The organism is Streptomyces sp. NPDC052016 (assembly GCF_044548445.1).
GTDB lineage: Bacteria > Actinomycetota > Actinomycetes > Streptomycetales > Streptomycetaceae > Streptomyces.
Genome location: NZ_JBIUBX010000006.1, coordinates 266,563 through 291,701, shown reverse-complemented (window position 1 = coordinate 291,701; position 25,139 = coordinate 266,563). Strand labels below are relative to the sequence as shown.

The 25,139-nt window shown below is 72.4% G+C and carries 21 protein-coding genes and 1 tRNA gene; 11 read left to right on the top strand and 11 right to left on the bottom strand.

Annotation, left to right across the window (positions count from 1 at the left end):
* Positions 1-11: 11 nt before the first annotated feature.
* Entirely contained in the window at positions 12-725 is a 714-nt protein-coding gene (locus tag ACIHAR_RS10740; protein ID WP_365457941.1) for a DNA polymerase beta superfamily protein, read from the bottom strand.
* A gap of 378 nt (positions 726-1,103) precedes the next feature.
* On the opposite strand from ACIHAR_RS10740, the gene ACIHAR_RS10735 reads away from it, so the two are divergent.
* From ACIHAR_RS10735 to ACIHAR_RS10700, 8 genes are all read left to right on the top strand, one after another.
* Positions 1,104-2,003 (top strand): hypothetical protein, encoded by a 900-nt coding sequence (locus ACIHAR_RS10735; RefSeq protein WP_400018615.1) that lies wholly within the window; start codon positions 1,104-1,106, stop codon positions 2,001-2,003.
* A gap of 78 nt (positions 2,004-2,081) precedes the next feature.
* Positions 2,082-3,236, top strand: a complete 1,155-nt coding sequence (locus ACIHAR_RS10730; RefSeq protein ID WP_400018574.1) for an NAD(P)/FAD-dependent oxidoreductase — start codon at positions 2,082-2,084, stop codon at positions 3,234-3,236.
* Positions 3,233-3,529, top strand: a complete 297-nt coding sequence (locus ACIHAR_RS10725; RefSeq protein WP_400018572.1) for a (2Fe-2S)-binding protein — start codon at positions 3,233-3,235, stop codon at positions 3,527-3,529. The genes ACIHAR_RS10730 and ACIHAR_RS10725 overlap by 4 nt, the downstream gene beginning before the upstream one ends.
* Entirely contained in the window at positions 3,522-4,973 is a 1,452-nt protein-coding gene (locus tag ACIHAR_RS10720) for an FAD-dependent oxidoreductase (RefSeq protein ID WP_400018570.1), read from the top strand. The genes ACIHAR_RS10725 and ACIHAR_RS10720 overlap by 8 nt, the downstream gene beginning before the upstream one ends.
* Before the next feature lie 206 nt (positions 4,974-5,179).
* Positions 5,180-6,076 (top strand): dihydrodipicolinate synthase family protein, encoded by an 897-nt coding sequence (locus ACIHAR_RS10715; RefSeq protein ID WP_400018568.1) that lies wholly within the window; start codon positions 5,180-5,182, stop codon positions 6,074-6,076.
* Between the two features lie 40 nt (positions 6,077-6,116).
* The gene (locus ACIHAR_RS10710; protein ID WP_365457926.1) at positions 6,117-7,118 is read left to right on the top strand and encodes a proline racemase family protein; all 1,002 of its coding nucleotides are present in this window, start codon (positions 6,117-6,119) and stop codon (positions 7,116-7,118) included.
* A gap of 292 nt (positions 7,119-7,410) precedes the next feature.
* Positions 7,411-8,118, top strand: coding sequence for a GntR family transcriptional regulator (locus tag ACIHAR_RS10705; RefSeq protein WP_400018566.1), 708 nt, complete (start codon positions 7,411-7,413; stop codon positions 8,116-8,118).
* A 124-nt stretch (positions 8,119-8,242) separates the two neighbouring features.
* On the top strand, positions 8,243-9,529 hold the full coding sequence (locus ACIHAR_RS10700) for a flavin-containing monooxygenase (protein WP_400018564.1): 1,287 nt from the start codon (positions 8,243-8,245) through the stop codon (positions 9,527-9,529).
* Positions 9,530-9,836: 307 nt separating this feature from the next.
* Here the strand turns inward: ACIHAR_RS10700 and ACIHAR_RS10695 are convergent, their stop codons facing one another.
* From ACIHAR_RS10695 to sucC, 10 genes are all read right to left on the bottom strand, one after another.
* The gene (locus ACIHAR_RS10695; RefSeq protein ID WP_400018562.1) at positions 9,837-10,997 is read right to left on the bottom strand and encodes a tryptophan dimethylallyltransferase family protein; all 1,161 of its coding nucleotides are present in this window, start codon (positions 10,995-10,997) and stop codon (positions 9,837-9,839) included.
* 294 nt (positions 10,998-11,291) lie between these two features.
* The gene (locus tag ACIHAR_RS10690) at positions 11,292-12,635 is read right to left on the bottom strand and encodes a cytochrome P450 (protein ID WP_400018559.1); all 1,344 of its coding nucleotides are present in this window, start codon (positions 12,633-12,635) and stop codon (positions 11,292-11,294) included.
* A gap of 8 nt (positions 12,636-12,643) precedes the next feature.
* Complete coding sequence (locus tag ACIHAR_RS10685; RefSeq protein WP_365457911.1) at positions 12,644-13,237, bottom strand: ATP/GTP-binding protein; 594 nt, start codon at positions 13,235-13,237, stop codon at positions 12,644-12,646.
* The gene (locus tag ACIHAR_RS10680) at positions 13,212-13,589 is read right to left on the bottom strand and encodes a DUF742 domain-containing protein (RefSeq protein ID WP_365457908.1); all 378 of its coding nucleotides are present in this window, start codon (positions 13,587-13,589) and stop codon (positions 13,212-13,214) included. Before ACIHAR_RS10680 ends, ACIHAR_RS10685 begins: the two co-directional genes overlap by 26 nt.
* Positions 13,586-13,987 carry a roadblock/LC7 domain-containing protein gene (locus ACIHAR_RS10675; protein ID WP_264925766.1) on the bottom strand — a complete coding sequence of 134 codons (402 nt, stop codon included), beginning with the start codon at positions 13,985-13,987 and terminating at the stop codon, positions 13,586-13,588. Before ACIHAR_RS10675 ends, ACIHAR_RS10680 begins: the two co-directional genes overlap by 4 nt.
* Positions 13,984-15,150: an ATP-binding protein gene (locus ACIHAR_RS10670; RefSeq protein ID WP_365457905.1), complete on the bottom strand. Its 1,167-nt coding sequence runs from the start codon at positions 15,148-15,150 to the stop codon at positions 13,984-13,986. The genes ACIHAR_RS10675 and ACIHAR_RS10670 overlap by 4 nt, the downstream gene beginning before the upstream one ends.
* Positions 15,151-15,607: 457 nt before the next feature.
* Positions 15,608-15,692 (bottom strand) — tRNA-Leu (locus ACIHAR_RS10665).
* Positions 15,693-16,025: 333 nt separating this feature from the next.
* On the bottom strand, positions 16,026-17,567 hold the full coding sequence (locus ACIHAR_RS10660; protein ID WP_400018557.1) for an aldehyde dehydrogenase family protein: 1,542 nt from the start codon (positions 17,565-17,567) through the stop codon (positions 16,026-16,028).
* Positions 17,568-17,756: 189 nt separating this feature from the next.
* The gene (gene sucD, locus ACIHAR_RS10655) at positions 17,757-18,641 is read right to left on the bottom strand and encodes a succinate--CoA ligase subunit alpha (protein WP_365457899.1); all 885 of its coding nucleotides are present in this window, start codon (positions 18,639-18,641) and stop codon (positions 17,757-17,759) included.
* Between the two features lie 15 nt (positions 18,642-18,656).
* Positions 18,657-19,787, bottom strand: coding sequence for an ADP-forming succinate--CoA ligase subunit beta (gene sucC / locus ACIHAR_RS10650; protein ID WP_400018613.1), 1,131 nt, complete (start codon positions 19,785-19,787; stop codon positions 18,657-18,659).
* 176 nt (positions 19,788-19,963) lie between these two features.
* Here sucC and ACIHAR_RS10645 point away from each other — a divergent pair, with 176 nt between their 5' ends.
* Genes ACIHAR_RS10645 through ACIHAR_RS10635 form a run of 3 tightly spaced genes read left to right on the top strand, consistent with a single transcriptional unit; the run spans position 19,964 to position 25,037 of the window.
* Positions 19,964-21,646: a thiamine pyrophosphate-binding protein gene (locus ACIHAR_RS10645; protein WP_400018555.1), complete on the top strand. Its 1,683-nt coding sequence runs from the start codon at positions 19,964-19,966 to the stop codon at positions 21,644-21,646.
* A 12-nt stretch (positions 21,647-21,658) separates the two neighbouring features.
* A complete protein-coding gene (frc, locus tag ACIHAR_RS10640; RefSeq protein ID WP_365457893.1) occupies positions 21,659-22,888 on the top strand; it encodes a formyl-CoA transferase in 1,230 nt (409 codons plus the stop codon).
* Positions 22,889-22,892: 4 nt separating this feature from the next.
* On the top strand, positions 22,893-25,037 hold the full coding sequence (locus ACIHAR_RS10635; RefSeq protein ID WP_400018552.1) for an acetate--CoA ligase family protein: 2,145 nt from the start codon (positions 22,893-22,895) through the stop codon (positions 25,035-25,037).
* The last annotated feature ends 102 nt before the right edge of the window (positions 25,038-25,139 follow it).

Below are 25,139 nucleotides of genomic sequence, written 5' to 3'. Positions count from 1 at the left end.
GGCCCGTTCGGTCACGCGGGCGCGTCCGTCTCGGTGTCCCGCGCCGCGTAGAAGTGGCGCCGCACCCGCCGCAGCCAGGCCTCGGCGGCCCCCTCGTCGGGCTGTTCCGGCAGCACGCTGCGCGTCTCCTCGAACGCGGCCTCGAACCGGCGCAGCAGTGGGAGCGCGGCGTCGGGGTCCGCGGCCACCTCCTCGCCGAACCGGTGATGGCTCTCCGGGTCCTCGAGCCGGATGGTCAATTGTCCGGTCGTGTACAGCTCGTAGCCCTGCCCGCACAGGCGTTTGAGGTGGCGGGCGTGTTTGGCGGTGCGCCTGCGGGTGTCCGCGGAGAAGGAGCCGTCGCCGCGGTTCTGCAGTCTCCTGAACTGCTGGGCGGCGTAGCCGAGGTAGGCGTCGCGGACACGGCGGGCGCCGAGGAACGTGGTGCGGATGCCGATGAGTTCGTCGCCCAGGGGTGTCCGCACCTCGTAGAGGTCGTCGGGCAGCCAGACGAGTTCCGTCACGGTGGGGTTGCCGCCGAGGGCCAGCCGGCACCATTTCGCCGCCTCGTGCAGGGTGCGGTCCGGTGCCGTGCTGACGTGGGACTCCTTCGGCGGGTGCAGGCCGTGCAGCGCCTCGGTGGGCGCCGCGAACAGGCCGAGGCGGTCCACGTCGGACCCCGCGTGCGCGAGCCCGTAGGCGGTCGAGCCGACGATCCCGGACAGCAGGATGTTCTGGACGGTCACAGGTGCCCCCCGGTGGTGATCTGCTGCCGCCGCGCGACCGGGCGGCGGGTGATCTGCTGCCGCCGCGGCAGGGCGGCGGGACCGCCATGATGCCTCGGCCGCCGGTCCCCTCACCTCGCATTTTCGGTGCGTCGCAGGGCTTCCGGGGCGTCTCGGGGCCGCCCGGTGCGTTCACCCGTCCGGCTCAGTGCACTGGTCACCCGGCCGGGCTGGTGGTGCGGTGGAGGGGCGGGGGGAAGCAGCCACGCCCGGGGCGTGCACGCACCGGGAACCGTCCCGTTCCAGGAGGCATCCGTGACCATCCCTCGTCTGTCCCCGTCCCGCCGGGCCGCCGCGGCTCGTGCGGCGCGCACCGCGCGCGGGCCCGGTAGGGCTCCCGTGCCGTGTGCGGCGTGCGCGACCGCCGCTCCCGCGGCCCGTCCGGCCCGTCCCGCCCGTGTCCTGGCCTCCGTTCTGGCCGCGGGGGCGCTGCTGGCGACGGCGGCCTGTTCCGGCGGGGACGGCGGTTCGACGGCCGCGGCGGACCGCGCCGCCGCCGTCGCCGAGCGGCCCGCCCGGCAGACCGTCACCCCGTCGCCCACCAGGACCCTGGACGAGGCCGGCGCGCGGGCCGCGCTGATCACCGAGGCGGACCTGGAGGACGACTGGACCCAGGTGGACAACGCGGACACCTGGCAGGACTCGCTGCTCATCGGGCAGGTGGACGCGGCCGCGTTCCTCACGGGCAAGACGGACGCCGCCGACTGCCAGCGCCTCCTCGACGGGCTCTACGACGAGAACCTCCTCGGCGAGCCGTCCGGGACGTCCGCGCTCACCGGCTTCCAGGAGGGCGAGTCCCGGCTGCTCTACCAGGTCGCCGCCTACGAACAGGCGGACCTGGACACGTCGATGGACTGGCTGAAGTCGCTGCCCGAGAAGTGCGACCAGTTCACGGTGACCGGCGGCGACAGCGGCGAGCGGACCGTGCAGGTCGTCGAGGCGTCGCTGCCCGACGAGGGCGACGCCCGGCAGGGCCTGACGGTGACGGTGAAGGGCACCGCGGAGGGCAACCCGGTGACGCTCACCCTGGACGTCGCGGCCGTCCGCGTCGGGACCGACGCGATCACGGTCACCAACGGCGGGCTCGACGGCGCCGACCACGACAGCACCGAGACCGCCGTGCAGTCGGGCGTCCAGCGGCTGGAGGAGGTGCAGGCCGGCCGTACGCCGTCACCGGACGCGACCGGTACGCCGTCACCGGACGCGTCCGGTACGCCGTCGCCGGGCGCGACCGGCTGAGCCTCCGCCGTCCCGCGCGGAAAACCGGCCCCCTGTCGGCCTGTTCCCCCGCGCAGCGCCATGTGACATATTACTGGCGTGACCAACGGACCGGGTTGTGACGTCGTGGTCGTCGGCGCCGGCATGGTGGGCGCCGCCTGCGCGCTGTACGCGGCGCGCGCCGGGCTGGACGTCGTCGTGGTGGACCGCGGCGCGGTGGCCGGCGGCACGACGGGGGCGGGCGAGGGCAACCTCCTCGTCTCCGACAAGGAGCCCGGCCCGGAACTCGGACTCGCCCTCCTCTCGGGCCGGTTGTGGAGCGAACTGGCCAAAGAGGTGGGCGAGGTTGTCGAGTACGAGCCCAAGGGCGGCCTCGTGGTCGCCTCCACTCCCGAGGCGCTGACCGCCCTGACGGACCTGGCGGCCGGGCAGCGCGCGGCCGGGGTGGAGACGGTCGCGGTCCCCGCCGGGCGGCTCCACGACCTGGAACCCCACCTGGCTCCGGACCTCGCGGGCGGCGTGCTGTACCCGCAGGACGCCCAGGTCATGCCGACCCTGGCCGCCGCCCACCTCCTGCGGGTCTCGGGGGCGCGCCTGGAGACGGGCCGCGCGGTGACCGGCGTACTGCGCGGCGCCGACGGTGCCGTGCGCGGGGTGCGCACCGCTCGCGGCGACCTCCTCGCGCCGGCCGTGGTGAACGCGGCCGGAACCTGGGGCGGCGAGGTCGCCGCGCTCGCGGGCGTCACCCTGCCCGTCCTGCCCCGCCGCGGCTTCGTCCTGGTCACCGAGCCGCTGCCGCGCGTTGTGCGGCACAAGGTGTACGCCGCCGACTACGTGGCCGACGTCGCCAGCGACTCCGCCGCGCTGCAGACCTCTCCGGTCGTCGAGGGAACCGCGGCCGGGCCCGTCCTGATCGGCGCGAGCCGTGAACGGGTCGGCTTCGACCGGTCCTTCTCCCTGCCGGTCGTCAGGGCGCTGGCGGCCGGGGCGACACGGCTCTTCCCCTTCCTCGCGCGGGTCCGCGCGATGCGCACGTACCTCGGCTTCCGGCCGTACATGCCGGACCATCTGCCGGCCGTCGGGCCGGACCCCCGGGTGCCCGGCCTGTTCCACGCCTGCGGCCACGAGGGCGCGGGCATCGGTCTGGCCACCGGCACCGGGCATCTGATCGCCCAGTCGCTGACCGGCACGACCCCCGACCTGGACCTCGCCGCGTTCCGCCCCGACCGCTTCCTGGAGGAGGCCGCGCCGTGAACCCCCTGCGACTGGTCCGGGCCCGCCCCGGACCGCCGTTCACCGTGACGTTCGACGGCCGGGAGATCGTGGCGCTGCCCGGGCAGACGCTCGCCGCCGCGCTCTGGTCGGCGGGCGTCACCTCCTGGCGCACCACACGGGCAGGCGGCCGGCCCCGTGGGGTGTTCTGCGGCATCGGCGTGTGCTTCGACTGCCTGGTGACCGTGGACGGCCGGCCCGACCAGCGGGCCTGCCTGGTCCCGGCCGCGCCGGGCGCGGACGTGCGTACGCAGGTGGGGACGGGCCGTGACTGAGCGGCCGGTGCTCGCGGTGGTCGGGGCGGGCCCGGCGGGCCTCGCCGCCACACTGGCGGCCGCCGCGCGGGGCGTCCGGGTGGTGTTGATCGATTCCGCGGCCGAGCCGGGCGGACAGTTCTACCGTCAGCCCGCCCGCGGACTCGGAGCCCGGCGCCCCGAGGCGCTCCACCACCAGTGGCGCACCTGGGAACGGCTGAGCGGAGGACTCGGCGCCCACCTCGCCGCCGAACGGGTCACGCACCTGAGCGACCATCATGTGTGGTGCGTGGAGAGGGAGTCCGCCGGGTTCACGGTGCACGCCCTGCTCGGCCCGGGGCAGGAGGAGTCCGTCGCGGTCCGCGCCGACGGGGTGCTCCTGGCCACCGGCGCGTACGAGAAGGTCCTGCCGTTCCCCGGGTGGACCCTGCCGGGCGTGGTCACCGCGGGCGGCGCCCAGGCCATGCTGAAGGGCGGCCTCGTGCTGCCGGGCCGCACGGCCGTCGTGGCCGGCACGGGACCCCTGCTCCTGCCCGTCGCCACCGGTCTCGCGGCGGCGGGCGCCCGCGTCGCGGCGCTCGTCGAGTCCGCCGGCCCCAGACGTGTCGCGGCCCGGTCCGCGGAGCCGGGGGGCCTCGGACGTCACCGCGTCCACCCGAGAGGTCTCCTGCGCCGGATCCGCGCTCTGACCGCCCAGCCGGCCAAGCTCGCCGAGGCGGCCGGCTACGCGGCCGCGCTCCTCGCCGGCGGCACGCGTGTGATGGCCCGTCACGCCGTCGTGGAGGCCCACGGCCGTGACCGTCTGGAGTCGGTGACCGTCGCCGCACTCGACGCCGAGGGCGGAGCCGTGCCCGGCAGCGAACGGCGTCTGGCCTGTGACGCCCTCGCCGTCGGCCACGGCCTCCTGCCGCACACCGATCTCGCCGAAGGGCTCGGCTGCCGTCTCGACGGCTCCACCGTGCGCGTCGACGACGAACAGCGCACCGATGTTCCCGGCGTGTGGGCAGCCGGCGAGGCCACGGGCGTCGGCGGCGCTGGCCTGTCGCTGGCCGAGGGCCACATCGCCGGGCGGTCCGCCGCCGCCCGCCTGCACGGCTCCGCGCCCGACCCGCGGGAATGGGCGGCGGCCGCCCGGTCCCGTACCCGGCTGCGGGCGTTCTTCGCGGAACTCGACGGGGCGTACGCGGCGCCGGTGCGGTGGGCGGAGCGGGTGACCGACGCGACCGTCGTGTGCCGGTGCGAGGAGGTCACCGCCGGCGCCGTACGCGAGGCAGTCGGCACACTCGGCGCGGCCGACCTGAGGACCGTGAAACTGCTGACCCGGGCGGGGATGGGCTGGTGCCAGGGCCGGATGTGCGAGCCCGGCGTCGCGGGGGTCGCGGGCTGCGACCCCAGCCCGGCCCGCAGACTCCTGGCCCGCCCGGTCCCCCTCGGAGTGCTGGCCACCCCGCCCGATCCCCTGTGAGCTCGCCGTGAACACGGAGACCCGCATCCGTACCCGGATCAGGACCAGGACCAGGACCCGTACTCGGCCCCGTACCCGCGCCCGGAGCCGGACCCGCACGCACACACCCCCGCCTACGCGCCCGCCCGCCCGCTCACTTCAGTGATATGTCACACGCCACGCCGGAGCACCCGCTCCCGAACGACCCGGAAGAGAGGCCCTCACCCATGACCGCTCCCCGATCCCATCCCTGGCGCGGCGTCCTCGTCGCCACCGCCCTCCCCCTGGACGACGACCTCCGCGTCGACCTCGACCGCTACGCCGACCACTGCGCCTGGCTCGTCGCGAACGGCTGCGACGGCGTCGTACCGAACGGCTCGCTCGGCGAGTACCAAGTGCTCACGCCCGAGGAGCGCGCCAGGGTCGTCGAGACCGCGGTGGCCGCGGTCGGTGGGGACCGGGTCATGCCCGGGGTCGCCGCGTACGGCTCCGCGGAGGCGCGCCGCTGGGCCGAGCAGGCCCGGGAGGCGGGCTGCGGGGCGGTGATGCTGCTGCCGCCGAACGCCTACCGCGCCGACGAGCGCGCGGTCCTCGCGCACTACGCGGAGGTCGCGAAGGCGGGCCTGCCGGTCGTGGCGTACAACAACCCGATCGACACCAAGGTCGACCTCGTGCCCGAACTGCTCGCCCGGCTGCACGGCGAGGGCCTGGTGCACGCCGTCAAGGAGTTCTCCGGCGACGTCCGCCGTGCCTACCGGATCGCCGAACTCGCCCCGGAGCTGGACCTGTTGGTCGGGGCCGACGACGTCCTGGTGGAGCTGGCGGTGGCGGGCGCCAAGGGCTGGGTGGCCGGCTACCCCAACGCGCTGCCGCAGGCCTGCGTGGAGCTGTACCGTGCCGCCGTCGCCGGCGACCTCACCAGCGCGCTGCCCTTGTACCGTCGGCTGCACCCGCTGCTGCGCTGGGACTCGCGCGTGGAGTTCGTCCAGGCGATCAAACTGTCGATGGACGTCGTGGGCCGGCACGGCGGACGGTGCCGGCCGCCGCGTGTCCCGCTGCTGCCGGAGCAGGAGGCGGCCGTCCGCGCGGCCACCGAGAAGGCCGTCGCCGCGGGTCTCGCGTAGTACCGGCCTCAGGAATGTCCACCCGCGGGAAAGGGATGTCATGCGCAGCAAACTCGTCCTGCACGCCGTCGACTCGCACACCGAGGGCATGCCCACCCGTGTCGTCACCGGCGGCATCGGCACCATCCCCGGCGCCACCATGAACGAGAGGCGGCTGTACTTCCGTGAGCACCGCGACGACGTGCGGCAGCTGCTGATGAACGAGCCGCGCGGCCACTCCGCGATGAGCGGCGCGGTGCTCCAGCCGCCCACCCGCCCGGACTGCGACTGGGGCGTCGTCTACATCGAGGTCTCCGGTTATCTGCCGATGTGCGGGCACGGCACGATCGGTGTGGCGACCGTGCTGGTGGAGACGGGCATGGTCGAGGTCGTCGAACCGGTCACGACCATCCGCCTGGACACCCCGGCGGGGGTCGTCGTCGCCGAGGTGGCGGTGGAGGGCGGCGCGGCCACGGCGGTGACCCTGCGCAACGTCCCGTCGTTCGCGGTCGCCCTGGACCGGAAGATCACCCTGCCCGACGGGCGCGCGGTGACGTACGACCTGGCCTACGGCGGCAACTTCTACGCGATCCTGCCGCTGGAGGAGTTCGGGCTGCCCTTCGACCGTTCCCGCAAGGACGACATCCTGCGCGCCGGGCTGTCGCTGATGGAGGCGATCAACGCGGAGGCGGAGCCGGTCCACCCGGAGGATCCGTCCATCCGCGGCTGCCACCACGTCCACCTGTACGCGCCCGGGGCCACCGCCCGCCGCTCCCGGCACGCCATGGCCATCCATCCGGGCTGGTTCGACCGCTCGCCCTGCGGTACGGGGACGAGCGCGCGCATGGCGCAGCTGCACGCGCGGGGTGAACTTCCCCTGCACACCGAGTTCGTGAACGAGTCCTTCATCGGCACCCGCTTCACCGGCCGGCTGCTCGGTACGACGGAGGTCGCGGGTGTGCCCGCGGTCCTGCCCAGTTTCACCGGCCGGGCCTGGGTCACGGGCACCGCGCAGTACCTGCTCGACCCGACGGACCCGTTCCCGGGCGGATTCGTGCTCTGACCATGCACACCGGCCGGGGTCCGCGCTCCGCCCGTGCACACCGATCGACTCCGTGCTCTGACCATGCACACCGGCCGGGGTCCGCGCTCCGCCCGTGCACACCGATCGACTCCGTGCTCTGACCATGCACGCCGGCATGGGTGCGCGTCCCGGCCGCGCACGCCGGCATGGGTGCGCGTCCCGGCCGCGCACGTCGACCGGTGCGGGAGGGGGCGTGGGGCTCGGCCCCCGACCCGCCCGGTGGATACTGATGCCACGTGACATGGCACAGCCCGCTCCGAGGAGACCCACGATGGCCGCCCCCCGCAGCAGCCCCTCGCCCGCCGCTCCGGTGCCCGCACCCGCTCTGCCGGTGCTCGGGGGCCGCCGGAGCAGCTACCGCGAGCGGGTCGCCGACGCCCTGCGGGCCGCGCTGATCGCGGGTGAACTGCGGCCGGGCGAGGTGTACTCGGCGCCGGCGCTCGCCACTCGCTTCGGTGTCTCGGCGACCCCGGTGCGCGAGGCGATGCTGGACCTCGCCAAGGAGGGCCTGGTGGCCGCGGTCCCCAACAAGGGGTTCCGGGTGACCGAGGTCTCCGACCGGCAGCTCGACGAGTACACGCACGTGCGGGCGCTGATCGAGATCCCCACGGTGGTGGCGCTGGCGACGAGTGCCGACCCGGTGTCGCTGGAGGCGCTGCGTCCGGCGGCCCGGGAGATCGTCACCGCCGCGGTGGCGGGCGACCTCATCGCCTACGTGGAGGCCGACACCCGCTTTCACCTCGGCCTGCTCGCCCTGGCCGGCAACGCCCACCTCGTCGAGGTGGTCCGCGACCTGCGCGGCCGGGCGCGCCTGTACGGCCTCACCGCGCTGTCCGCCTCCGGCCGGCTGCTGGCCTCCGCCGAGGAACACCTGGAGCTCCTCGACGCGCTGCTGGCCCGCGACGAGCGGGCCGTGCGGGAGGTCATGACCCGGCACCTGGGTCACGTGCGGGGGTTGTGGGCGTCCGCGCGCGCGTAGCGTCACCGGCTTCCCGGCGCACCGACGCGAGGTCTGTGATCTTCGTCGCTGGTGTGAGAGGAGTGACGGTTGGGCAGTCAATGCGCGTGCGCGAAAGGATGGTGTCTTTCCTGTGGGGGAAACCGTGAGTGTGTGTCTCATCGGTGCGGGCCTGTCGGGACTGGCGACCGCCCACGCCCTCAAGTCGCAGGGCATCGACTTCGTCTGTCTGGAGAAGGCGGCGGACGTCGGCGGCATCTGGCGCCGTCCGCAGGCCGGGGAGCGCGGCCCCGGCTACCTTTCCCTGCACCTCAACACCGCCAAGCAGCTCACCGGTTACGCCGACTACCCGATGCCGGGGTCCTACCCCCTCTATCCCCGGCACAGCGAGGTGGCCGCCTACCTGCGCGCCTTCGCCGAGTGGGCCGACCTCCCGGACCACATCGAGCTGGAGACGACCGTCGAGTCCGTGCGGCAGGAGGCCGACGGCTCGTGGACGGTCGTCGCCGTGGACGGCCGCGGCACACGCACCACCCGGAGCTTCTCCCACGTCGTGGTGGCCTCGGGGCACAACACCGAGCCGTCGATGCCGGCTCCGCCGCGCGGCTCCGGCACCTTCACAGGAACGATTCTTCACGCCCTCGACTACCGCGACGGCAGCGACTTCGCCGGACAGGACGTCGTCGTCGTGGGGCTCGGTGCCTCGGCGGTGGACATCGCCGCGGACCTGTCCCGGTACGCCGCGCGGACCCTGCTGTCCGTGCGCCGGGGGCTGCACATCCTGCCCAAGCAGCTCTTCGGCATGTCGCTCGACGAGATCGCCGACGCCCCGTGGTGGACGAGCATGTCCCTGGCCGAGCAGCGCCGCTTCGTCGAGCAGGCCCTGCTCGTGGTGCGCGGCAAGCTCGCCAACTACGGCCTGCCCGAGCCGGACCACCCGGTCTTCGCCTCGGCGATCACCATCTCCGACGAGATCCTCAGCCGCATCCGGCACGGCGCGGTGACGCCCAGACCCTCCATCGACTTCCTCGACGGCGACCGGGTGGCCTTCACCGACGGCACCTCCGCGCGGGCCGACGCGATCGTCTACTGCACCGGCTACCGGATGGCCTTCCCGTTCCTGCCCGCCGAGTGCCCGGTCGGCCCGCGGGGCTCGGTCGAGCTGTACAAGCGGATCGTGGCGGCCGACCGCCCCGGGCTGTACTTCATCGGCCTGATCCGCCCGTTGGGTTCCATCACCCGGCTCGTGGAGGCCCAGGCACGCTGGGTCGCGCGGATCATCACGGGTGAGACCGTCCTGCCGGAGCCGGAGGTCATGCGCAAGGAGATCGCCGCGCACCTCGGCGGTATCGCGGGCCAGTACGGGCAGACGGAGGGCGCGTCGATCCAGGTCAACGTGGCGCCGTACCTGGAGGAACTGCGCGAGGTGTGACGGGCGTCGGCGGTGCTCGCGGGGAGCGTGACGCCGTACCTGGAGGAGTGCGCGAAGTGACGGTACGTCGGCACTGCTCGCGGGGCAGTGCGGCGCCGCACCCGGACAGCTCGGCGCGAGTGTGACAGTCCGTCGTCCGTACTCACCTGGCGGCCGGCCCTGCCGGTGTCTCCGGCACACGCCGGCCCGCTTCGTCGCACCGCCCGGCCGGTCCGGGCGGCGGCGGTACCACGGCGGGGCGGACGGGTGCCGCGGTGCACCAGGGGAGCGGTCCGGCGACATCGGCGTACGGCTCCCCTGACGTGCGCTAACGCCCGCCGGCGGTCGCGACCCGGGCCGGCCTGAGACCCAGGGGCGGGCGGACCTCGTAGGCCTCCGCGGAGACGTACGCCGTCACGCGCGGCGGGCGGCCGTGCTGGTGGGCCAGCGCCAGGTAGGCGATGAGGCCCACGCCGTCCTCGAGCCGCCGGGAGGTGACGGCGGCCGCTGCACGCAGCAGCGGGGCGGGGTCCATGCCGTAACGGCCGAGGAGGGTCACGGCGCGGGCCATGGCCTCTTCGTCGTGCCGGGCGTAGTCCCTGACCGGGACGTGGAGGGTGAAGCCGCCGGGGCCGTCGCCGTCCGTCCCGGTGAAGGAGTGACAGGTCAGGACGGGCCGCCCGGTGAGCCGCGCCGTCGTGCCGCCCGTCCGGGAGGAGTCCGCGTCCAGGCCGGTCGCCGTCCGGACGAACTCCTCGAGCTCCGCCGGGCCGGGGCCGGGGTCCATACGGCACAGGGCGGGCGCCTCCTCGGCGGCGAGGCCGTCGTGGCGCAGGTAGACCTTGACGCGGGGCGACTCCCAGTCACCCAGGTCGAGGGCGAGGAAGGGGTAGCCGTCGGCCGCGGGCAGTGACGCGGACGCCCGCCGGTGGCCGAGCCGGCGCAGGGCCTCCGCCACCGTCTCGGCGGAACGTTCCTCTCCCCGAGCGGCCGGATTCAGGTAGACCTTGACCCGGGGCACGCCGCCGGGACGTAGCTCCAAGGCGCACAGGAGAGCCAGCGGGCCCTGGGGGTTCGGCGGGAAGAACAGGTCCTCCAGTTCGTCCAGCGGGTCGGTGGTGACGTTCCACCGCTGTGCCATGTCACGCATCAGCCGGAGTCCCGCGCGCCCGTTCCGGTCCATCCGCCCGCCCGCCGGGTAGCCGGGTTCCAGCAGGACGCGGAGTGCGGGCGCCCCGTCCGGGAGGAAGGAGAGCGAGTACTCGACCGGTGTGTGGTCGTCGGACAGGTAGGTCCGGTAGACCGGCGGGAGGTTCAGCGGCCGCTCGGCGACCGGGCCCAGCGCCTCGATGAGTACGGTGGCGTAGGCGTAGGCGTCGGCGAGGCCGAGCCCGGCGACGTCGCACAGGCGCACCAGCTGGCCGGCGGTCAGGGCGCCGAGCGTCGGCGCCCCCGACGTGCCGCGGCCTTCGAGCCCGGCGGCGGTCACCGGGACTCCCCCGGCGCCGTGGGGCGGGCAAGAAGATACCCGCCTGGCGGGGCGGGTATCCGGCTGTGCTGCCTGTGAAGTTGGGACCTGAGGGTGGGGACGGTGGTACGCCCCCCGGTTATGTGCGGCCCTCTGCGGGGTCGTCCCGCGGAGGGTCGGACGGGGGTGGCGTCGAGGGGGATGAGGTCCACGACACCTCCTTCTTCTCGTGAACAACACGGATACCGTGGTGCTCACTACCCCCGTGCTTCAACCATCATGCGGTTGTCGGGGAGGCCGTGGATGTTGTGTGAATCACCTCGTCAGCCAGTTGAGGAACTGGCTCCACACGCCGGCCCGTTCGGGCTTCCGGGTCGTGGCCGCGCCCTGGGACGCGGTCGTGTCCGCGCGGGTCTGCGCGGTCGGGCGGCGCACCGGCTGGACCGGCGTGAACCGTGCGGGAAGGGTGGCGAGGCCCCGGCTGAAGGGCCCCGGACGCCAGGTCAGGCTGTCCTCCGGCACGGAGAGTTCGACGTCGGGCAGCTTGTTGAGCAGGTTCTCGATGGCCGCGACGGCGATGTGCCGGGCGGGGTCCTTGGAGGGGCAGGCGTGCGGTCCCGCGCTCCATGCCAGGTGCGCCCGGCTGCTGCCCGCCTGGCGCGCCGCGGACAGCGCCGGACCGGTGTTGGCCGCGGCGAAGCTCACCAGCACCAGGTCGCCCGCCGTCAGCTGCCGGCCGGCGAACTCCATGTCGGACACCGGGTAGTGGGGCGCGTAGTTCGACATGGGCGGGTTCTCCCACAGCGTGTCGTCCATCGCCTCCTCGATCAGCCCGCCCTTGTAGGCGTAGCGGTCGTCGGTGAGCAGCCGGTGCAGGGTGTTGCCGATGAGGTTGACCAGAGCCTCGGCCCCCGCCCCCAGCAGCAGGGCGAGCTGGTGCACCATCTCCTCGTCCGTCAGCCCGGCCTGGTGCTGCATCAGCCAGGACGTGACGTCGTCGCCCGGCTTGGACCGCTTGAGCGCGACGAGTTCGCCGACGGCCTCGAACAGCACGGCGGTGGCCTTCTCGGCGTTGATGCCGTCGAACATGCCGGAGATGCCGAAGAACACGCGGTCGCCGATGTCGGCGGTGCAGCCGAAGAGCTCGTTGAACACGAACAGCGGAAGCTGCCTGGCGTAGCCGCCGAGCAGGTCGGCCGAGCCTCGGTCGGCGAACCGGGAGATGAGGAAGTCGGAGATCCGCTCGGTGGACTGGCTCAGTCGGCGGGAGTCCACCCGGGCCATGGTGTCGGTGATGGCCTGACGCAGCCTCAGGTGGTCGGCGCCGTCACTGAACATGCAGTTGGGGCGGTACGCCAGGACCGGCACGACCGGGCTGTCCGGGGCGATCTTCCCGTCGTTGAGGTCACGCCAGCGCCGGGCGTCCTTGCGGAACGAGCCGGAGTCCTGCAGCAGTTGCAGGGCGGTGGCGTAGTCGGTGACGAGGGTGGCCTCGACTCCGGGGGAGAGCTCGACGGGCGCGGTCGGCCCGTAGTGGCGCAGGTAGGTGTAGTAGGCCTGCGGGTCGGCCGCGAACTCCGGGCCGTACAGCGGCACGCGGCCGCCGCTGTTGTGCGCCGGGCACCCGGGCGGGGGCACGGGAGCCGTGGGCTGGTCCATGTCTGCTCCTAGTGGGCACGGTCCTGCAGGTGGCGAACGAGGGTGATGAGCGCTTCGGCCGACGACTGCTCGTCCCGCGCGTCGCAGGTGACGACGGGGGTGTCGTCGAGCAGGTCCAGTGCCTCGCGCAGGGCCCTCTCGTCCCGCAGGGGGGCGCCGTCGAAGTGGTTGACGGCGATGGCGTAGTCGAGTCCGTACTGCTCGATCAGGTCGATCACGGCGAAGGAGTCCGCGAGCCGCTCGGGGTCGACGAGGACGAGGGCGCCGAGCGCGCCGCGGGCCATGTCCTCCCACATCTGGACGAAGCGCTGCTGGCCCGGCGTTCCGAACAGGTAGAGCACGACGCGGTCGCTGATGGTGAGACGGCCGAAGTCCATGGCGACCGTGGTGGTGGTCTTGCCCTGGACGCCCTTGAGGTCGTCGACGGACTCCGCGGCGCGGGTCATCGTCTCCTCGGTGGACAGCGGTTCGATCTCGGAGATCGCCCCGATGAACGTGGTCTTGCCCACCGCGAAGTGACCGACGACGAGGATCTTCACGGCCGTCTGTGTGGCGCCGCCGCGGACGTACGCCGTCTCATCCAAACTTGGCCCTGAGACCATTCAGCACCTCCTCCAGGATCTCCCGGTCGGCGAGGGGGGCCCGCTGTACGGGCGGGCGGGTGATGAGGTAGCCGCCCTCGGTGAGGGCGGCGAGGAGGATCTTCACCACGCCGAGCGGCAGGTGGGTGTGCCCCGCGATCTCGGCGACCGAGAGGTAGCCGGCCGAGCACAGGTCGAGCAGGTTCTGTTCCTCCGGGGACAGCCGGGTGGGCCGCTGCTGGTGGTCGGCGGCGGCCGTGACCAGCGTGATGAGGGAGAGCTGCTCCTCGTCGGGCAGTCCGCGCCCTTTGGTGATGACGTACGGACGCACTAACTCCGGCGTCTGCGGCTCGAGTTCGTCGAAACCGGTCATGACCGCACGCCGAGGTTCTCGCGCGGCGGCGTCGTCAGGGCCTTGCCGAGCTGGCCGACGAGCTGCTGCATCCGGAAGGTGATGTCCGCCATGTCGACGTCCGGGGAGGCGGAGACGCCGAGGTAGGCGCCCTCACCGGCGGAGATCAGGAAGACCCAGCCTCCGTCGAACTCGACCAGCGTCTGCCGCCACCTTTGCTGCGCGTCCTCGCAGAAGAAGGCGAGGGAGCGGCTGAGCGACTGCACGCCGCTCATCGCGGCGGCCACGCGGTCGGCGTCGTCCTTGTCGAAGTCCTGCGTCCGGGCCATCAACAGGCCGTCGGCGGAGATCAGGACGGCGTGCAGGGCCCCGGGAATCTCCAGGGCGCTGTCCAGCATCCATGACAGATCGTCGTTCACGAGACCTCATGCCCTTCGCTGCTTGCACCACGTGTGCTGCTCGACTGTTCCGCGGGGTCCGCATGCGTGGCCCGGCCGGTCTGGGTGCCGCGCTGGAAGGCGCCCATGATCGACGCCCGTTCCGCGCCCGAGCGGGCGGAGGCGGGGGCGGTGGACGCGGTGCCGGGCACGATGGCCATCGGCCGCTTGCGGCGCCGCTTGGGCAGGCCGTCCGCGGTGGTGGTCGTGGCCGGCGCGGGTTCGGGGCCGCTGCGGACGGGGGCGGCGGCGGGTGCGACCGGGGCCGGTTCCTTCTGCTCGGGCGCGTTGGTGAGCAGGTCGTGGGGCAGGAGGAGGACCGCCCGCACGCCGCCGTAGGGCGAGGTGGAGTCCACGGACACCTCGAAACCGAAGCGCTCGGCGAGCACGCCGATCACCGCGAAGCCGAACTGCGGCGGGTTGCCGAGTCCGGAGACCCCGGAGACGCGCTCGCTGGTGAGGAGTTTCTCGGCGCGGGCCCGCTCCTCGTCGTTCATTCCGACACCGGCGTCGTCGACGACGATGCAAATACCCTTGGGCACGGTGCGAATATTGATTTCGACGACCGTGTCGGGGCTGGAATAGCTGGTCGCGTTGTCGAGGAGTTCGGCGAGGGCGAGTGCCACCGGCTCGACGGCACGGCTCGTGATGCCGAAATCGACCTGCGAAAGAATTTCCACCCGCCGGAAATGGCGGATCCTGCCCTGCGCGCTGCGGACCACGTCGTACACGGAGGCCACGTCGCGCTGGCGGCCCAGCCAGCCGTCGCAGAGCACGGCGATGGACTGGGCGCGGCGGCCGAACTGGGAGTTCGTGTGGTCGATCTCCAGCAGGTCCTGGAGGATGACCGACTCGCCGTACTTGTTCTGCAGCCGGGAGACGATCAACTGCTGTTCCGCGGCGAGGCCCTGGAGCGTCCGCATGGCGGACTTCAGGACCGTTTTGGTTGCCTCTTCGGCTCTTTCCTGGGCTGCCTCGACGGATTTCGCGTACCCGTTCTCCAGTTCGGCGTGCCGATCCCGGAGGTCTGCGAACTCCTGCCTTAACGTCCGCGCCGCCCTGCGCTGGCGAACAATGACGGCGGCTGCGGCGAGTACGGCGACGAGGAGAGCCCAGAGTACCGGGTTCTGTATGTAATCAGTCATAAGACTCTCTTCAGGCGACTGACGGCCAGTTGCTGAATTCCCGTCAATGCGGGTGGACCGGCGGACCGCCCGCACCGGGGTCACCGCCCGGACTGTCCCCGTAGTCGGGGATGTCGTCTTGCACCCATCCGCCCGCTCTACAAGCGCGGTGATCGTATCACCACACGATGCGATCGCAGACAGCCAACATAGGGGCGCCTGATGAACATTGACTGCCCGTCAGAGAGCGCGTCGGCAGCGGCCCGACAACCGCGCGACACCCCTCGCCGGGGGCAACCGATAAACGGGGTTCCGCGGCATTCGAGGGGTAATGGAGGCGTACGGAACCGTTCCGCGGACCGAAAAGGTCAAAGAAACAACGAAACCCGCATCCGGAGGAATCCCGGATACGGGCCGTGTCGACAGATCCACCACCCCGCTCACCGAGCGAATTGCGCTCGATACGGAGGGTGATAAGTGTCCGAGGGGGGACTTGAACCCCCACGCCCGATAAAGGGCACTAGCACCTCAAGCTAGCGCGTCTGCCATTCCGCCACCCGGACCAGGTGTCTGCCGCAGCACGGGGGGTGTTCCCCGCGGCGACATGGACAACAATACCAAGCTTTCGGAGTGCCTCTCACCTGCATATCCGCTGGCCGGACGCCCGGCCGGGTCCGGTCCGAGGGAGGCCCCCGGGGCGTCGACGGGAAGTGACCGGACGGTCACGGCCGCCGTGCGACGCCCTGGCCACAGGCGGCGGTCGACGGCCGGCGGTCGGCGGTCGGCGGTCGACGGCCGACGGCCGGTGGTCGGCCGGCACTGCCGTCCGGAGCGCTTCTCACCCGGTGGCCGGGCGGCGCCCACCGCTGTCGGCGCCGCCCGGGAACGGGAGGAGGTCAGGGCATCAGCTGGTAGTCCGGGAAGTTGCCCGGCAGCCTCTCCCCCGCCGGTCCCTGTGTCACCGCCCGGACCAGCAGCTCACCGCCGACGAACGCACCCCGCCAGGACGCGCCCAGGCCGCCGAAGAGCTCGTCGCGGTCGCCGCGGGAGCGGGCCGCGCCGTGGCCGACCTTGAACGCGCGGATGTGCGGGGCCAGACGGTCGTAGGTGGCACGGTCGTCCGTGGAGAGCGTGGCGACCAGCGCGCCGTTGGACGCGTTCATGGCGGCGAGCAGCTCCGCCTCGGTGTCGACCAGGACGATGGTGTCGACCGGGCCGAACGGTTCCGCGTGGTGCAGCGGGGAGGACGGCGGCGGGTTGAGCAGCGTGACCGGCTGGACGTAGGCCGAGGTGTCCTGGCCGGGCAGGAAGCGGGCGTCCGCGAGGCTCCCGCGGTACAGCGGGACCGCGCCCCGGTCGACGGCCTCGGCGACCTGGTCGTGCAGTTCCTTGGCCTTGGCCGCGTTGATGACCGGCCCGAAGTCCAGCCGCGGGTAGGGGTCGTCGCGCCGCTCGACGGCCAGCGGGTGTCCGACCGTCAGCGTGCGCACCGCCGGGAGGTACGCCGCGAGGAACGCGTCGAACAGCCCGCGCTGAACGACGAACCGCGGGTACGCGGTGCAGCGCTGCTTGCCGTAGTCGAAGAGTTTGGGGATCACGGCCCTGAGCGCGTCCCAGTCCGAGTAGTTCCAGATGCCCCAGGTGTTGAGTCCCTCCTGTTCGAGGATGTGCCGTTTGCCGAGGTCGGCGACGGCCGTGGCCACCGCGGCGCCGGTGTCGCGGCCGCCGACGAAGGAGACGCAGCCGATCTCGGGCGCCCGCACCAGCGCCTGGGACAGCTCGCCCCCGCTGCCGCTGACGAGGGTGACGGGGACGCCCTCGCGGGCGGCGAGCGCGCAGGCCAGGGTGAGGCAGGCGACACCGCCGTCGGTCGGGGTCTTGGCGATGACCGCGTTGCCCGCCAGTGCCTGCACCAGCACCGCGTGAACGAGCACGCTCATCGGGTAGTTCCAGCTGGCGATGTTGGACACCGGGCCGTCCAGCGGGGCCCGCCCGGCCGTCATCTCCTCGATGCCGTCGACGTACCAGCGCACGCCGTCGACGGCACGGTCGACGTCGGCCTGCGCGAGCCGCCACGGTTTGCCGATCTCCCAGACGAGCAGCAGCGCGAGGAGTTCGCGGTGGGCGGCGAGGGCGTCGAGGGTGGCGGCGACGCGGGCGCGGCGTTCCGCCGGTGGGAGGTGCCGCCAGGCGCGGTGCTGGTCCAGGGAGGCGCGGACGGCCCGGTGGGCGGTGGCGCCGTCCAGGCGGGGCGGTCCGGCGATGGGGCTGCCGTCGACCGGACTGGTCGCCGGCAGTGTCCGGCCGTCCGCCTGCCAGGCGCCGTTCCAGAGGTTGAGGACCCGGTCGTCGCGGAAGGCCTCGGGGGCGGCGGCGAGGCAGCGGCGCCAGGCGTCGGCCCAGGAGGTGCCGGATTTGAGGGTGAGGGTGGTGGTCATGCGGTTGCTCCGCTCTCGGTGCACGGTCGAGAGGAAGGGGGCCAGGAGGGCCTTCCTTGGAGGGGTGGTGGGGGACGGCGCGGGCCCGGGGCCGTACCGGGCCGTGGACGCCGGAGGTGCCCGCGGGCCGCGGCACGCGACCCGGTACGGCTCCGGCGCCGGCCGCGGACCGGCCGCACCGGGCGGGCGTCAGGGCCGATGTCCCAGCAGGTCGAGCACGAGCTTCGCCGTCTCGGTCGGTGTGCTCCCCACCCGCACCCCGGCCGCCTCCAGCGCCTCCTTCTTCGCCTGCGCGGTTCCGGACGAGCCGGAGACGATGGCGCCCGCGTGCCCCATCGTCTTTCCCTCGGGCGCGGTGAAGCCGGCGATGTAGCCGACGACCGGCTTGGTGACGTGGTCGCGGACGTAGGCGGCGGCCCGTTCCTCCGCGTCGCCGCCGATCTCGCCGATGAGGACGACGAGATCGGTGTCCGGGTCGTCCTGGAAGGCGGCGAGGCAGTCGATGTGGGTGGTGCCCACGACCGGGTCGCCGCCGATGCCGACACAGGTCGAGAAGCCGATGTCCCGCAACTCGTACATGAGCTGGTACGTCAGCGTCCCGGACTTGGAGACCAGGCCGATACGGCCGGGTTTGGTGATGTCGGCCGGGACGATGCCGGCGTTGGACTGGCCGGGGCTGATCAGGCCGGGGCAGTTGGGGCCGATGACGCGGGTGCCGCGGGCGGCCGCGTAGGCGGTGAAGGCGACGGAGTCGTGGACGGGGATGCCCTCGGTGATGACGACGGCCAGGCCGATGCCGGCGTCGGCGGCCTCGGTGACGGCCGCCTTGGCGAAGGCGGGCGGGACGAAGACGACGGAGACGTCGGCGCCGGTCGACCGCATACCGTCGGCGACCGACCCGAAGACGGGGACGGCCCGGTCGTCGAAGTCGACGGTGCGGCCGGCCTTGCGCGGGTTGACGCCGCCGACGACGTTCGTCCCGGCCGCGAGCATGCGGCGGGTGTGCTTCATGCCCTCGCCGCCGGTCATGCCCTGGACGAGGACCTTGCTCTCCTTGGTGAGGTAAATGGCCATGGTGTCCGGTCCCCTTCAGGCTGCGGTGGCGAGTCGGGCGGCACGGCGGGCGGCGCCGTCCATGGTGGTGGCCTGCTCCACGAGCGGGTGGCGGCGCTCGTCGAGGATCGCCCGCCCGCGGGCGGCGTTGTTGCCGTCGAGCCGGACGACGAGCGGTTTGGTCAGCCGTACGGTGTCCAGCGCGCGCACGATGCCGTCGGCGACCGCGTCGCACGCGGTGATGCCGCCGAAGACGTTGACGAAGACCGACTTCACGGCGGGGTCGGACAGGACGACGGAGAGGCCGTCGGCCATGATCTGGGCGGAGGCTCCCCCGCCGATGTCGAGGAAGTTGGCGGGGCGGGCTCCGCAGCCGGCGACCACGTCGAGGGTGGACATGACGAGTCCGGCGCCGTTGCCGATGATGCCGACCTCGCCGTCGAGCCGGACGTAGTTCAGGCCCTTGGCCGCGGCGGCCGTCTCCAGCGGGTCGCCGTCCTCGGCGGCGACGTCGCCCCAACGCGCCTGCCGGAAGGAGGCGTTGTCGTCGAGGGTGACCTTGCCGTCGAGGGCGACGAGCCGGCCCTGCCGGGTGCGGACGAGCGGGTTGACCTCGACGAGGAGGGCGTCCTCGCGCACCAGGACCTGCCAGAGCCGCACCAGGACGTCCACGGCTTGCGCGGGCAGTCCGGCCGCCTCGACGATCTCGGTGGCCTTCGCGGAGGTCACGCCCTCGGCCGGCGCGATGTGCATACGGGTGACGGCATCCGGTCGGCTGGCGGCGACCTCCTCGATCTCCATGCCGCCCTCGGCGGAGGCGATCGCGAGGAACCGGCCGGCCGCGCGGTCCAGGACGTAGGAGACGTAGAACTCGTCCGCGATCTCCACGGGTTGCGCGAGCATCACCGTGCCGACGGTGTGCCCCTTGATGTCCATCCCGAGGATCTGACGGGCAGTCAGTTCGGCGGCGGCGGGATCGGCGGCGAGTTTGACCCCGCCCGCCTTGCCGCGTCCTCCCGTCTTGACCTGCGCCTTGACGACGACGCGGCCGCCGAGCCGGCGGGCGATCTCCCGCGCCTCCTTGGGCGAGTCGGTCACCTCGGCGCGCGGCACCACGATGCCGTGTTCCTCGAAGAGTTCCCTTGCCTGGTGTTCGTACAGGTCCATCTCGGCTCCCGTCTGCGAAGTCATCGCGAGGCCGAACTCCGATGACTGAAAGTGCCGCACGCCCCCTGGACACCACCCACCGGATGCGGGATAACGAGATTCATACAGTATTCGTCGACTGTATGCAATGTACCGCGAGAGCCTTCCAACCCCCTACGAAGGGACGGGACTTCGCCATGCCCGACGACACCCAGGACGTGATTTCCGGTGGTCATCTCGTTGCCAAGGCGCTCAAGGCAGAGGGGGTCGACCGCATCTACACCCTCTGCGGCGGCCACATCATCGACATCTACGACGGCTGCGTCGACGAGGGCATAGAAGTCGTCGACGTCCGCCACGAACAGGTCGCCGCCCACGCCGCCGACGGATACGCCCGCATCACCGGCAAGCCCGGCTGCGCCGTCGTCACCGCCGGCCCCGGCACCACCGACGCCGTCACCGGCGTCGCCAACGCCTTCCGCGCGGAGTCCCCGATGCTGCTGATCGGCGGCCAGGGAGCCCTCACCCAGCACAAGATGGGCTCGCTGCAGGACCTGCCGCACGTCGACATGATGGCGCCCATCACCAAGTTCTCGGCGACCGTGCCGGACACGGCGCGCGCCGCGGACATGGTGTCCATGGCCTTCCGCGAGTGCTACCACGGCGCGCCCGGGCCGTCCTTCCTGGAGATCCCGCGCGACGTCCTCGACGCCAGGGTGCCGGTGGCGAAGGCGCGTGTGCCCCAGCCCGGCGCCTACCGGGCCTCCACCCGCTCGGCCGGCGACCCGGAGGCCGTCGAGAAGCTCGCCGACCTGCTCGTGCACGCCGAGAAGCCGGCGATCCTGCTGGGCAGCCAGGTGTGGACCACCCGCGGCACCGAGGCGGCCATCGAACTGGTCCGCACACTGAACCTCCCCGCGTACATGAACGGCGCGGGCCGCGGCACCCTCCCGCCGGGAGACCCGCACCATTTCCAGCTCTCCCGCCGCTACGCCTTCACCAACGCCGACGTCATCGTCATCGTCGGCACCCCGTTCGACTTCCGCATGGGCTACGGAAAGCGGCTGTCGCCGGACGCGACCGTCGTGCAGATCGACCTCGACTACCGCACCGTCGGCAAGAACCGCGACGTCGACCTCGGCATCGTCGGCGACGCGGGCCTGGTGCTGAAGTCGGTGACCGAGGCGGCCTCCGGGCGCCTCAACGGGGGCGCGTCGCGGCGCAAGGAGTGGCTGGACGAGCTGCGCGCCGCCGAGCAGACCGCCCTGGAGAAGCGGCTGCCGCAGCTGCGGTCGGACGCCTCGCCGATCCACCCTTACCGCCTGGTCAGCGAGATCAACGACTTCCTCACCGAGGACTCGATCTACATCGGCGACGGCGGCGACATCGTCACCTTCTCCGGGCAGGTCGTGCAGCCCAAGTCGCCGGGCCACTGGATGGACCCCGGCCCGCTGGGCACCCTCGGCGTCGGCGTCCCGTTCGTGCTCGCGGCCAAGCAGGCCCGGCCCGACAAGGAGGTCGTCGCGCTCTTCGGCGACGGCGCGTTCTCCCTCACCGGATGGGACTTCGAGACACTCGTGCGCTACGACCTGCCCTTCGTCGGCATCGTCGGCAACAACTCCTCGATGAACCAGATCCGCTACGGCCAGGCCGCCAAGTACGGCAAGGAACGCGAGCGGGTCGGCAACACCCTCGGCGACGTCCACTACGACAAGTTCGCGCAGATGCTCGGCGGTCACGGCGAGGAGGTGCGCGACCCCGCCGACATCGGCCCCGCGCTGCGGCGCGCCCGCGAATCCGGGAAGCCCTCGCTGATCAACGTCTGGGTCGACCCCGACGCGTACGCCCCCGGAACCATGAACCAGACCATGTACAAGTGAGGAGCGCCTGTCATGACCAAGGCTCTCGAAGGCATCCGCGTGCTGGACATGACGCACGTCCAGTCCGGACCGTCGGCGACCCAGCTGCTCGCCTGGCTCGGCGCGGACGTGGTCAAGCTGGAGGCGCCCTCCGGTGACATCACGCGCAAGCAGCTGCGCGACCTCCCGGACGTCGACTCCCTCTACTTCACGATGCTCAACTGCAACAAGCGGAGCATCACCCTCAACACCAAGACCGAGCGCGGCAAGGAACTCCTCACCGAGCTGATCCGGCGCTCCGACGTCATGGTCGAGAACTTCGGTCCGGGCGCGGTCGACCGGATGGGCTTCACCTGGGACCGCATCCAGGAGATCAATCCGCGGATCGTGTACGCCTCCATCAAGGGGTTCGGGGACGGCCCGTACACCAACTTCAAGGCGTACGAGGTCGTCGCGCAGGCCATGGGCGGGTCGATGTCGACCACCGGCTTCGAGGACGGGCCGCCGCTGGCGACGGGGGCCCAGATCGGTGACTCGGGCACGGGCGTCCACGCCGTGGCGGGGATCCTCGCGGCGCTGTTCCAGCGCGAGAACACCGGGCGCGGTCAGCGGGTCAATGTGGCCATGCAGCACGCCGTGCTCAACCTCTGCCGGGTGAAGCTGCGCGACCAGCAGCGCCTGGCACACGGCCCGCTCGCCGAATATCCCAACGAGGACTTCGGCGACGAGGTTCCCCGGTCCGGGAACGCCTCCGGCGGCGGGCAGCCCGGCTGGGCGGTCAAGTGCGCGCCCGGCGGCCCGAACGACTACGTGTACGTCATCGTGCAGCCCGTCGGCTGGAAGCCGATCAGTGAGCTCATCGGCCGGCCCGAACTGGCCGACGACCCGGAGTGGGCGACGCCGGAGGCCCGGCTGCCCAAGCTGAACAAGATGTTCCAGCTGATCGAGGAGTGGTCCTCGACCCTGCCCAAGTGGGAGGTGCTGGAGCGGCTCAACGCCCACAACATCCCCTGCGGTCCCATCCTGTCCACCAAGGAGATCATCGAGGACCGGTCGCTGATCGCCAACGAGATGGTGGTGCGCGTACCGCACCCCGAGCGGGGCGAGTTCGTCACCGTCGGCAGCCCGCTCAAGCTCTCCGACTCCCCCGTCGAGGTGACCGGTTCGCCCCTGCTCGGCGAGCACAACGAAGAGGTCTACGTCGGCGAGCTCGGCCTCGGGGACGAGGAGCTGCGCCTGCTCAAGTCGAACGGGGTGATCTGACGTGATGGCCGAGGACCGGGTGCTGAGGGTGCGCGCGCTGCTCGACGCGGTGCGGGCCGAGGGACGCACCGCGCTCACCGCGCCCGAGGGCAAGGTGGTCGCGGACGCGTACGGGATCGCCGTACCGGGTGAGGAGCTGGCGCGGGACGTCGAGGAGGCCGTGGCGTACGCGGCGCGCTTCGGCGGGCCCGTCGTGATGAAGATCGTGTCGCCGGACATCCTGCACAAGACCGACGCCGGCGGGGTGCTCGTCGGCGTCGAGGGCGCGGCGGAGGTACGGGCGGCGTTCCACACGATCGTCGACAACGCGCGCGCGTACGACGCGGCGGCGCGCATCGACGGCGTGCAGATCCAGGAGCTGCTGCCGAAGGGGCAGGAGGTGATCGTCGGCGCGGTCACCGACCCCACGTTCGGGAAGGTCGTGGCGTTCGGGCTGGGCGGGGTGCTGGTGGAGGTGCTCAAGGACGTCACCTTCCGCCTCGCTCCCGTGGACGCCGACGAGGCGCTGTCCATGCTGGACTCGATCCGGGCGGCGGACGTGCTGCGCGGGGTGCGCGGGCAGGCCGGGGTGGACCGGTGGGCGGTCGCCGAGCAGATCCGGCGGGTGTCCCAACTGGTGGCCGACTTCCCCGAGATAGCCGAGGTGGACCTCAACCCGGTGATCGCCACGCCCCGGGGCGCGGTCGCCGCGGACATCCGCGTGATCCTGTCCGAGACGCCCGTGAAGGAGCGACGGCGCTACACGCGCGCGGAGATCCTCACGTCGATGCGCCGCCTGATGCAGCCGGCGTCCGTCGCCGTGATCGGCGCCTCCAACGAGCCGGGCAAGATCGGCAACTCGGTGATGCGCAACCTCGTCGACGGCGGTTTCGCCGGGGACATCCATCCGGTGAACCCCCGCGCCGATGACATCCTCGGCCGCAAGGCGTACAAGAGTGTCACGGACGTTCCCGGTGAGGTGGATGTGGCGGTCTTCGCGATCCCCGCCAAGTTCGTGGCCTCGGCCCTGGAGGAGGTGGGACGCAAGAGGATCCCCAACGCCGTCCTCATCCCCTCCGGCTTCGCGGAGACCGGTGAGCACGCGCTCCAGGCGGAGATCGTGGCGATCGCCGAGCGGTACGGCGTCCGGCTGCTGGGGCCGAACATCTACGGCTACTACTCGACCTGGCAGGACCTGTGCGCCACGTTCTGCACGCCGTACGACGTCAAGGGCGGGGTGGCGCTGACCTCGCAGTCCGGTGGCATCGGCATGGCCATCCTGGGCTTCGCGCGGACCACGAAGACGGGCGTGTCGGCGATCGTGGGGCTCGGCAACAAGTCGGACCTGGACGAGGACGACCTGCTGACCTGGTTCGGCGAGGACCCGCACACCCAGTGCATCGCGATGCACCTGGAGGACCTCAAGGACGGGCGCGCCTTCGTCGAGGCGGCGCGGGAGACCGTGCCGAAGAAGCCCGTCGTCGTGCTGAAGGCGGGGCGGACGGCGGCGGGTGCGAAGGCCGCCGGCTCCCACACGGGGGCGCTGGCGGGCGACGACGCCGTCTACGACGACATCCTGCGGCAGGCGGGTGTCATCCGGGCGCCCGGGCTGAACGACATGCTGGAGTACGCGCGCGCGTTGCCGGTGCTCCCCACTCCCCGGGGCGACAACGTCGTGATCATCACGGGTGCGGGCGGCAGCGGTGTGCTGCTGTCGGACGCGGTGACCGACAACGGTCTGACGCTGATGGAGATCCCGCCGGATCTGGACGCGGCGTTCCGGGAGTTCATCCCGCCGTTCGGCGCCGCGGGCAACCCGGTCGACATCACCGGGGGCGAGCCGCCGTCGACGTACGAGGCGACGATCCGCCTCGGCCTGGAGGACCCCCGCATCCACGCGCTCGTCCTCGGCTACTGGCACACCATCGTCACCCCGCCGATGGTCTTCGCCGAGCTCACCGCGCGCGTGGTGGCCGAGTTCCGTGCACGCGGCGTCGAGAAGCCCGTGGTGGCGTCGCTCGCGGGTGACGTGGAGGTCGAGGAGGCCTGCCAGTACCTCTATGAGCGGGGCGTGGTCGCCTACCCGTACACGACCGAGAGGCCGGTGGCCGTGCTCGGCGCCAAGTACCGCTGGGCGCGCGCGGCGGGGTTGTTGGGGGGCGGTTCATGAGGTGACCCGGCGCGGGGCCGGCCGACGGTGCGCGTCGGCCGGCCCCGGGACCCGTGCGCACACGAAAGGCATTGGACAGGGGGCGCTGGCCAGAACTTTCGA

Excerpts from the sequence above, each read along its gene's own strand:
- ACIHAR_RS10635 (WP_400018552.1), top strand. The coding sequence starts at position 22,893 with ATGGCCGAGGACCGGGTGCTGAGGGTGCGCGCGCTGCTCGACGCGGTG.
- ACIHAR_RS10710 (WP_365457926.1), top strand. The coding sequence starts at position 6,117 with ATGCGCAGCAAACTCGTCCTGCACGCCGTCGACTCGCACACCGAGGGC.
- ACIHAR_RS10680 (WP_365457908.1), bottom strand. The coding sequence starts at position 13,589 with ATGACCGGTTTCGACGAACTCGAGCCGCAGACGCCGGAGTTAGTGCGT.
- ACIHAR_RS10715 (WP_400018568.1), top strand. The coding sequence starts at position 5,180 with ATGACCGCTCCCCGATCCCATCCCTGGCGCGGCGTCCTCGTCGCCACC.
- ACIHAR_RS10685 (WP_365457911.1), bottom strand. The coding sequence starts at position 13,237 with ATGGTCTCAGGGCCAAGTTTGGATGAGACGGCGTACGTCCGCGGCGGC.
- ACIHAR_RS10705 (WP_400018566.1), top strand. The coding sequence starts at position 7,411 with ATGGCCGCCCCCCGCAGCAGCCCCTCGCCCGCCGCTCCGGTGCCCGCA.
- ACIHAR_RS10670 (WP_365457905.1), bottom strand. The coding sequence starts at position 15,150 with ATGACTGATTACATACAGAACCCGGTACTCTGGGCTCTCCTCGTCGCC.
- ACIHAR_RS10645 (WP_400018555.1), top strand. The coding sequence starts at position 19,964 with ATGCCCGACGACACCCAGGACGTGATTTCCGGTGGTCATCTCGTTGCC.
- frc (WP_365457893.1), top strand. The coding sequence starts at position 21,659 with ATGACCAAGGCTCTCGAAGGCATCCGCGTGCTGGACATGACGCACGTC.
- ACIHAR_RS10660 (WP_400018557.1), bottom strand. The coding sequence starts at position 17,567 with ATGACCACCACCCTCACCCTCAAATCCGGCACCTCCTGGGCCGACGCC.
- sucD (WP_365457899.1), bottom strand. The coding sequence starts at position 18,641 with ATGGCCATTTACCTCACCAAGGAGAGCAAGGTCCTCGTCCAGGGCATG.
- sucC (WP_400018613.1), bottom strand. The coding sequence starts at position 19,787 with ATGGACCTGTACGAACACCAGGCAAGGGAACTCTTCGAGGAACACGGC.
- ACIHAR_RS10690 (WP_400018559.1), bottom strand. The coding sequence starts at position 12,635 with ATGGACCAGCCCACGGCTCCCGTGCCCCCGCCCGGGTGCCCGGCGCAC.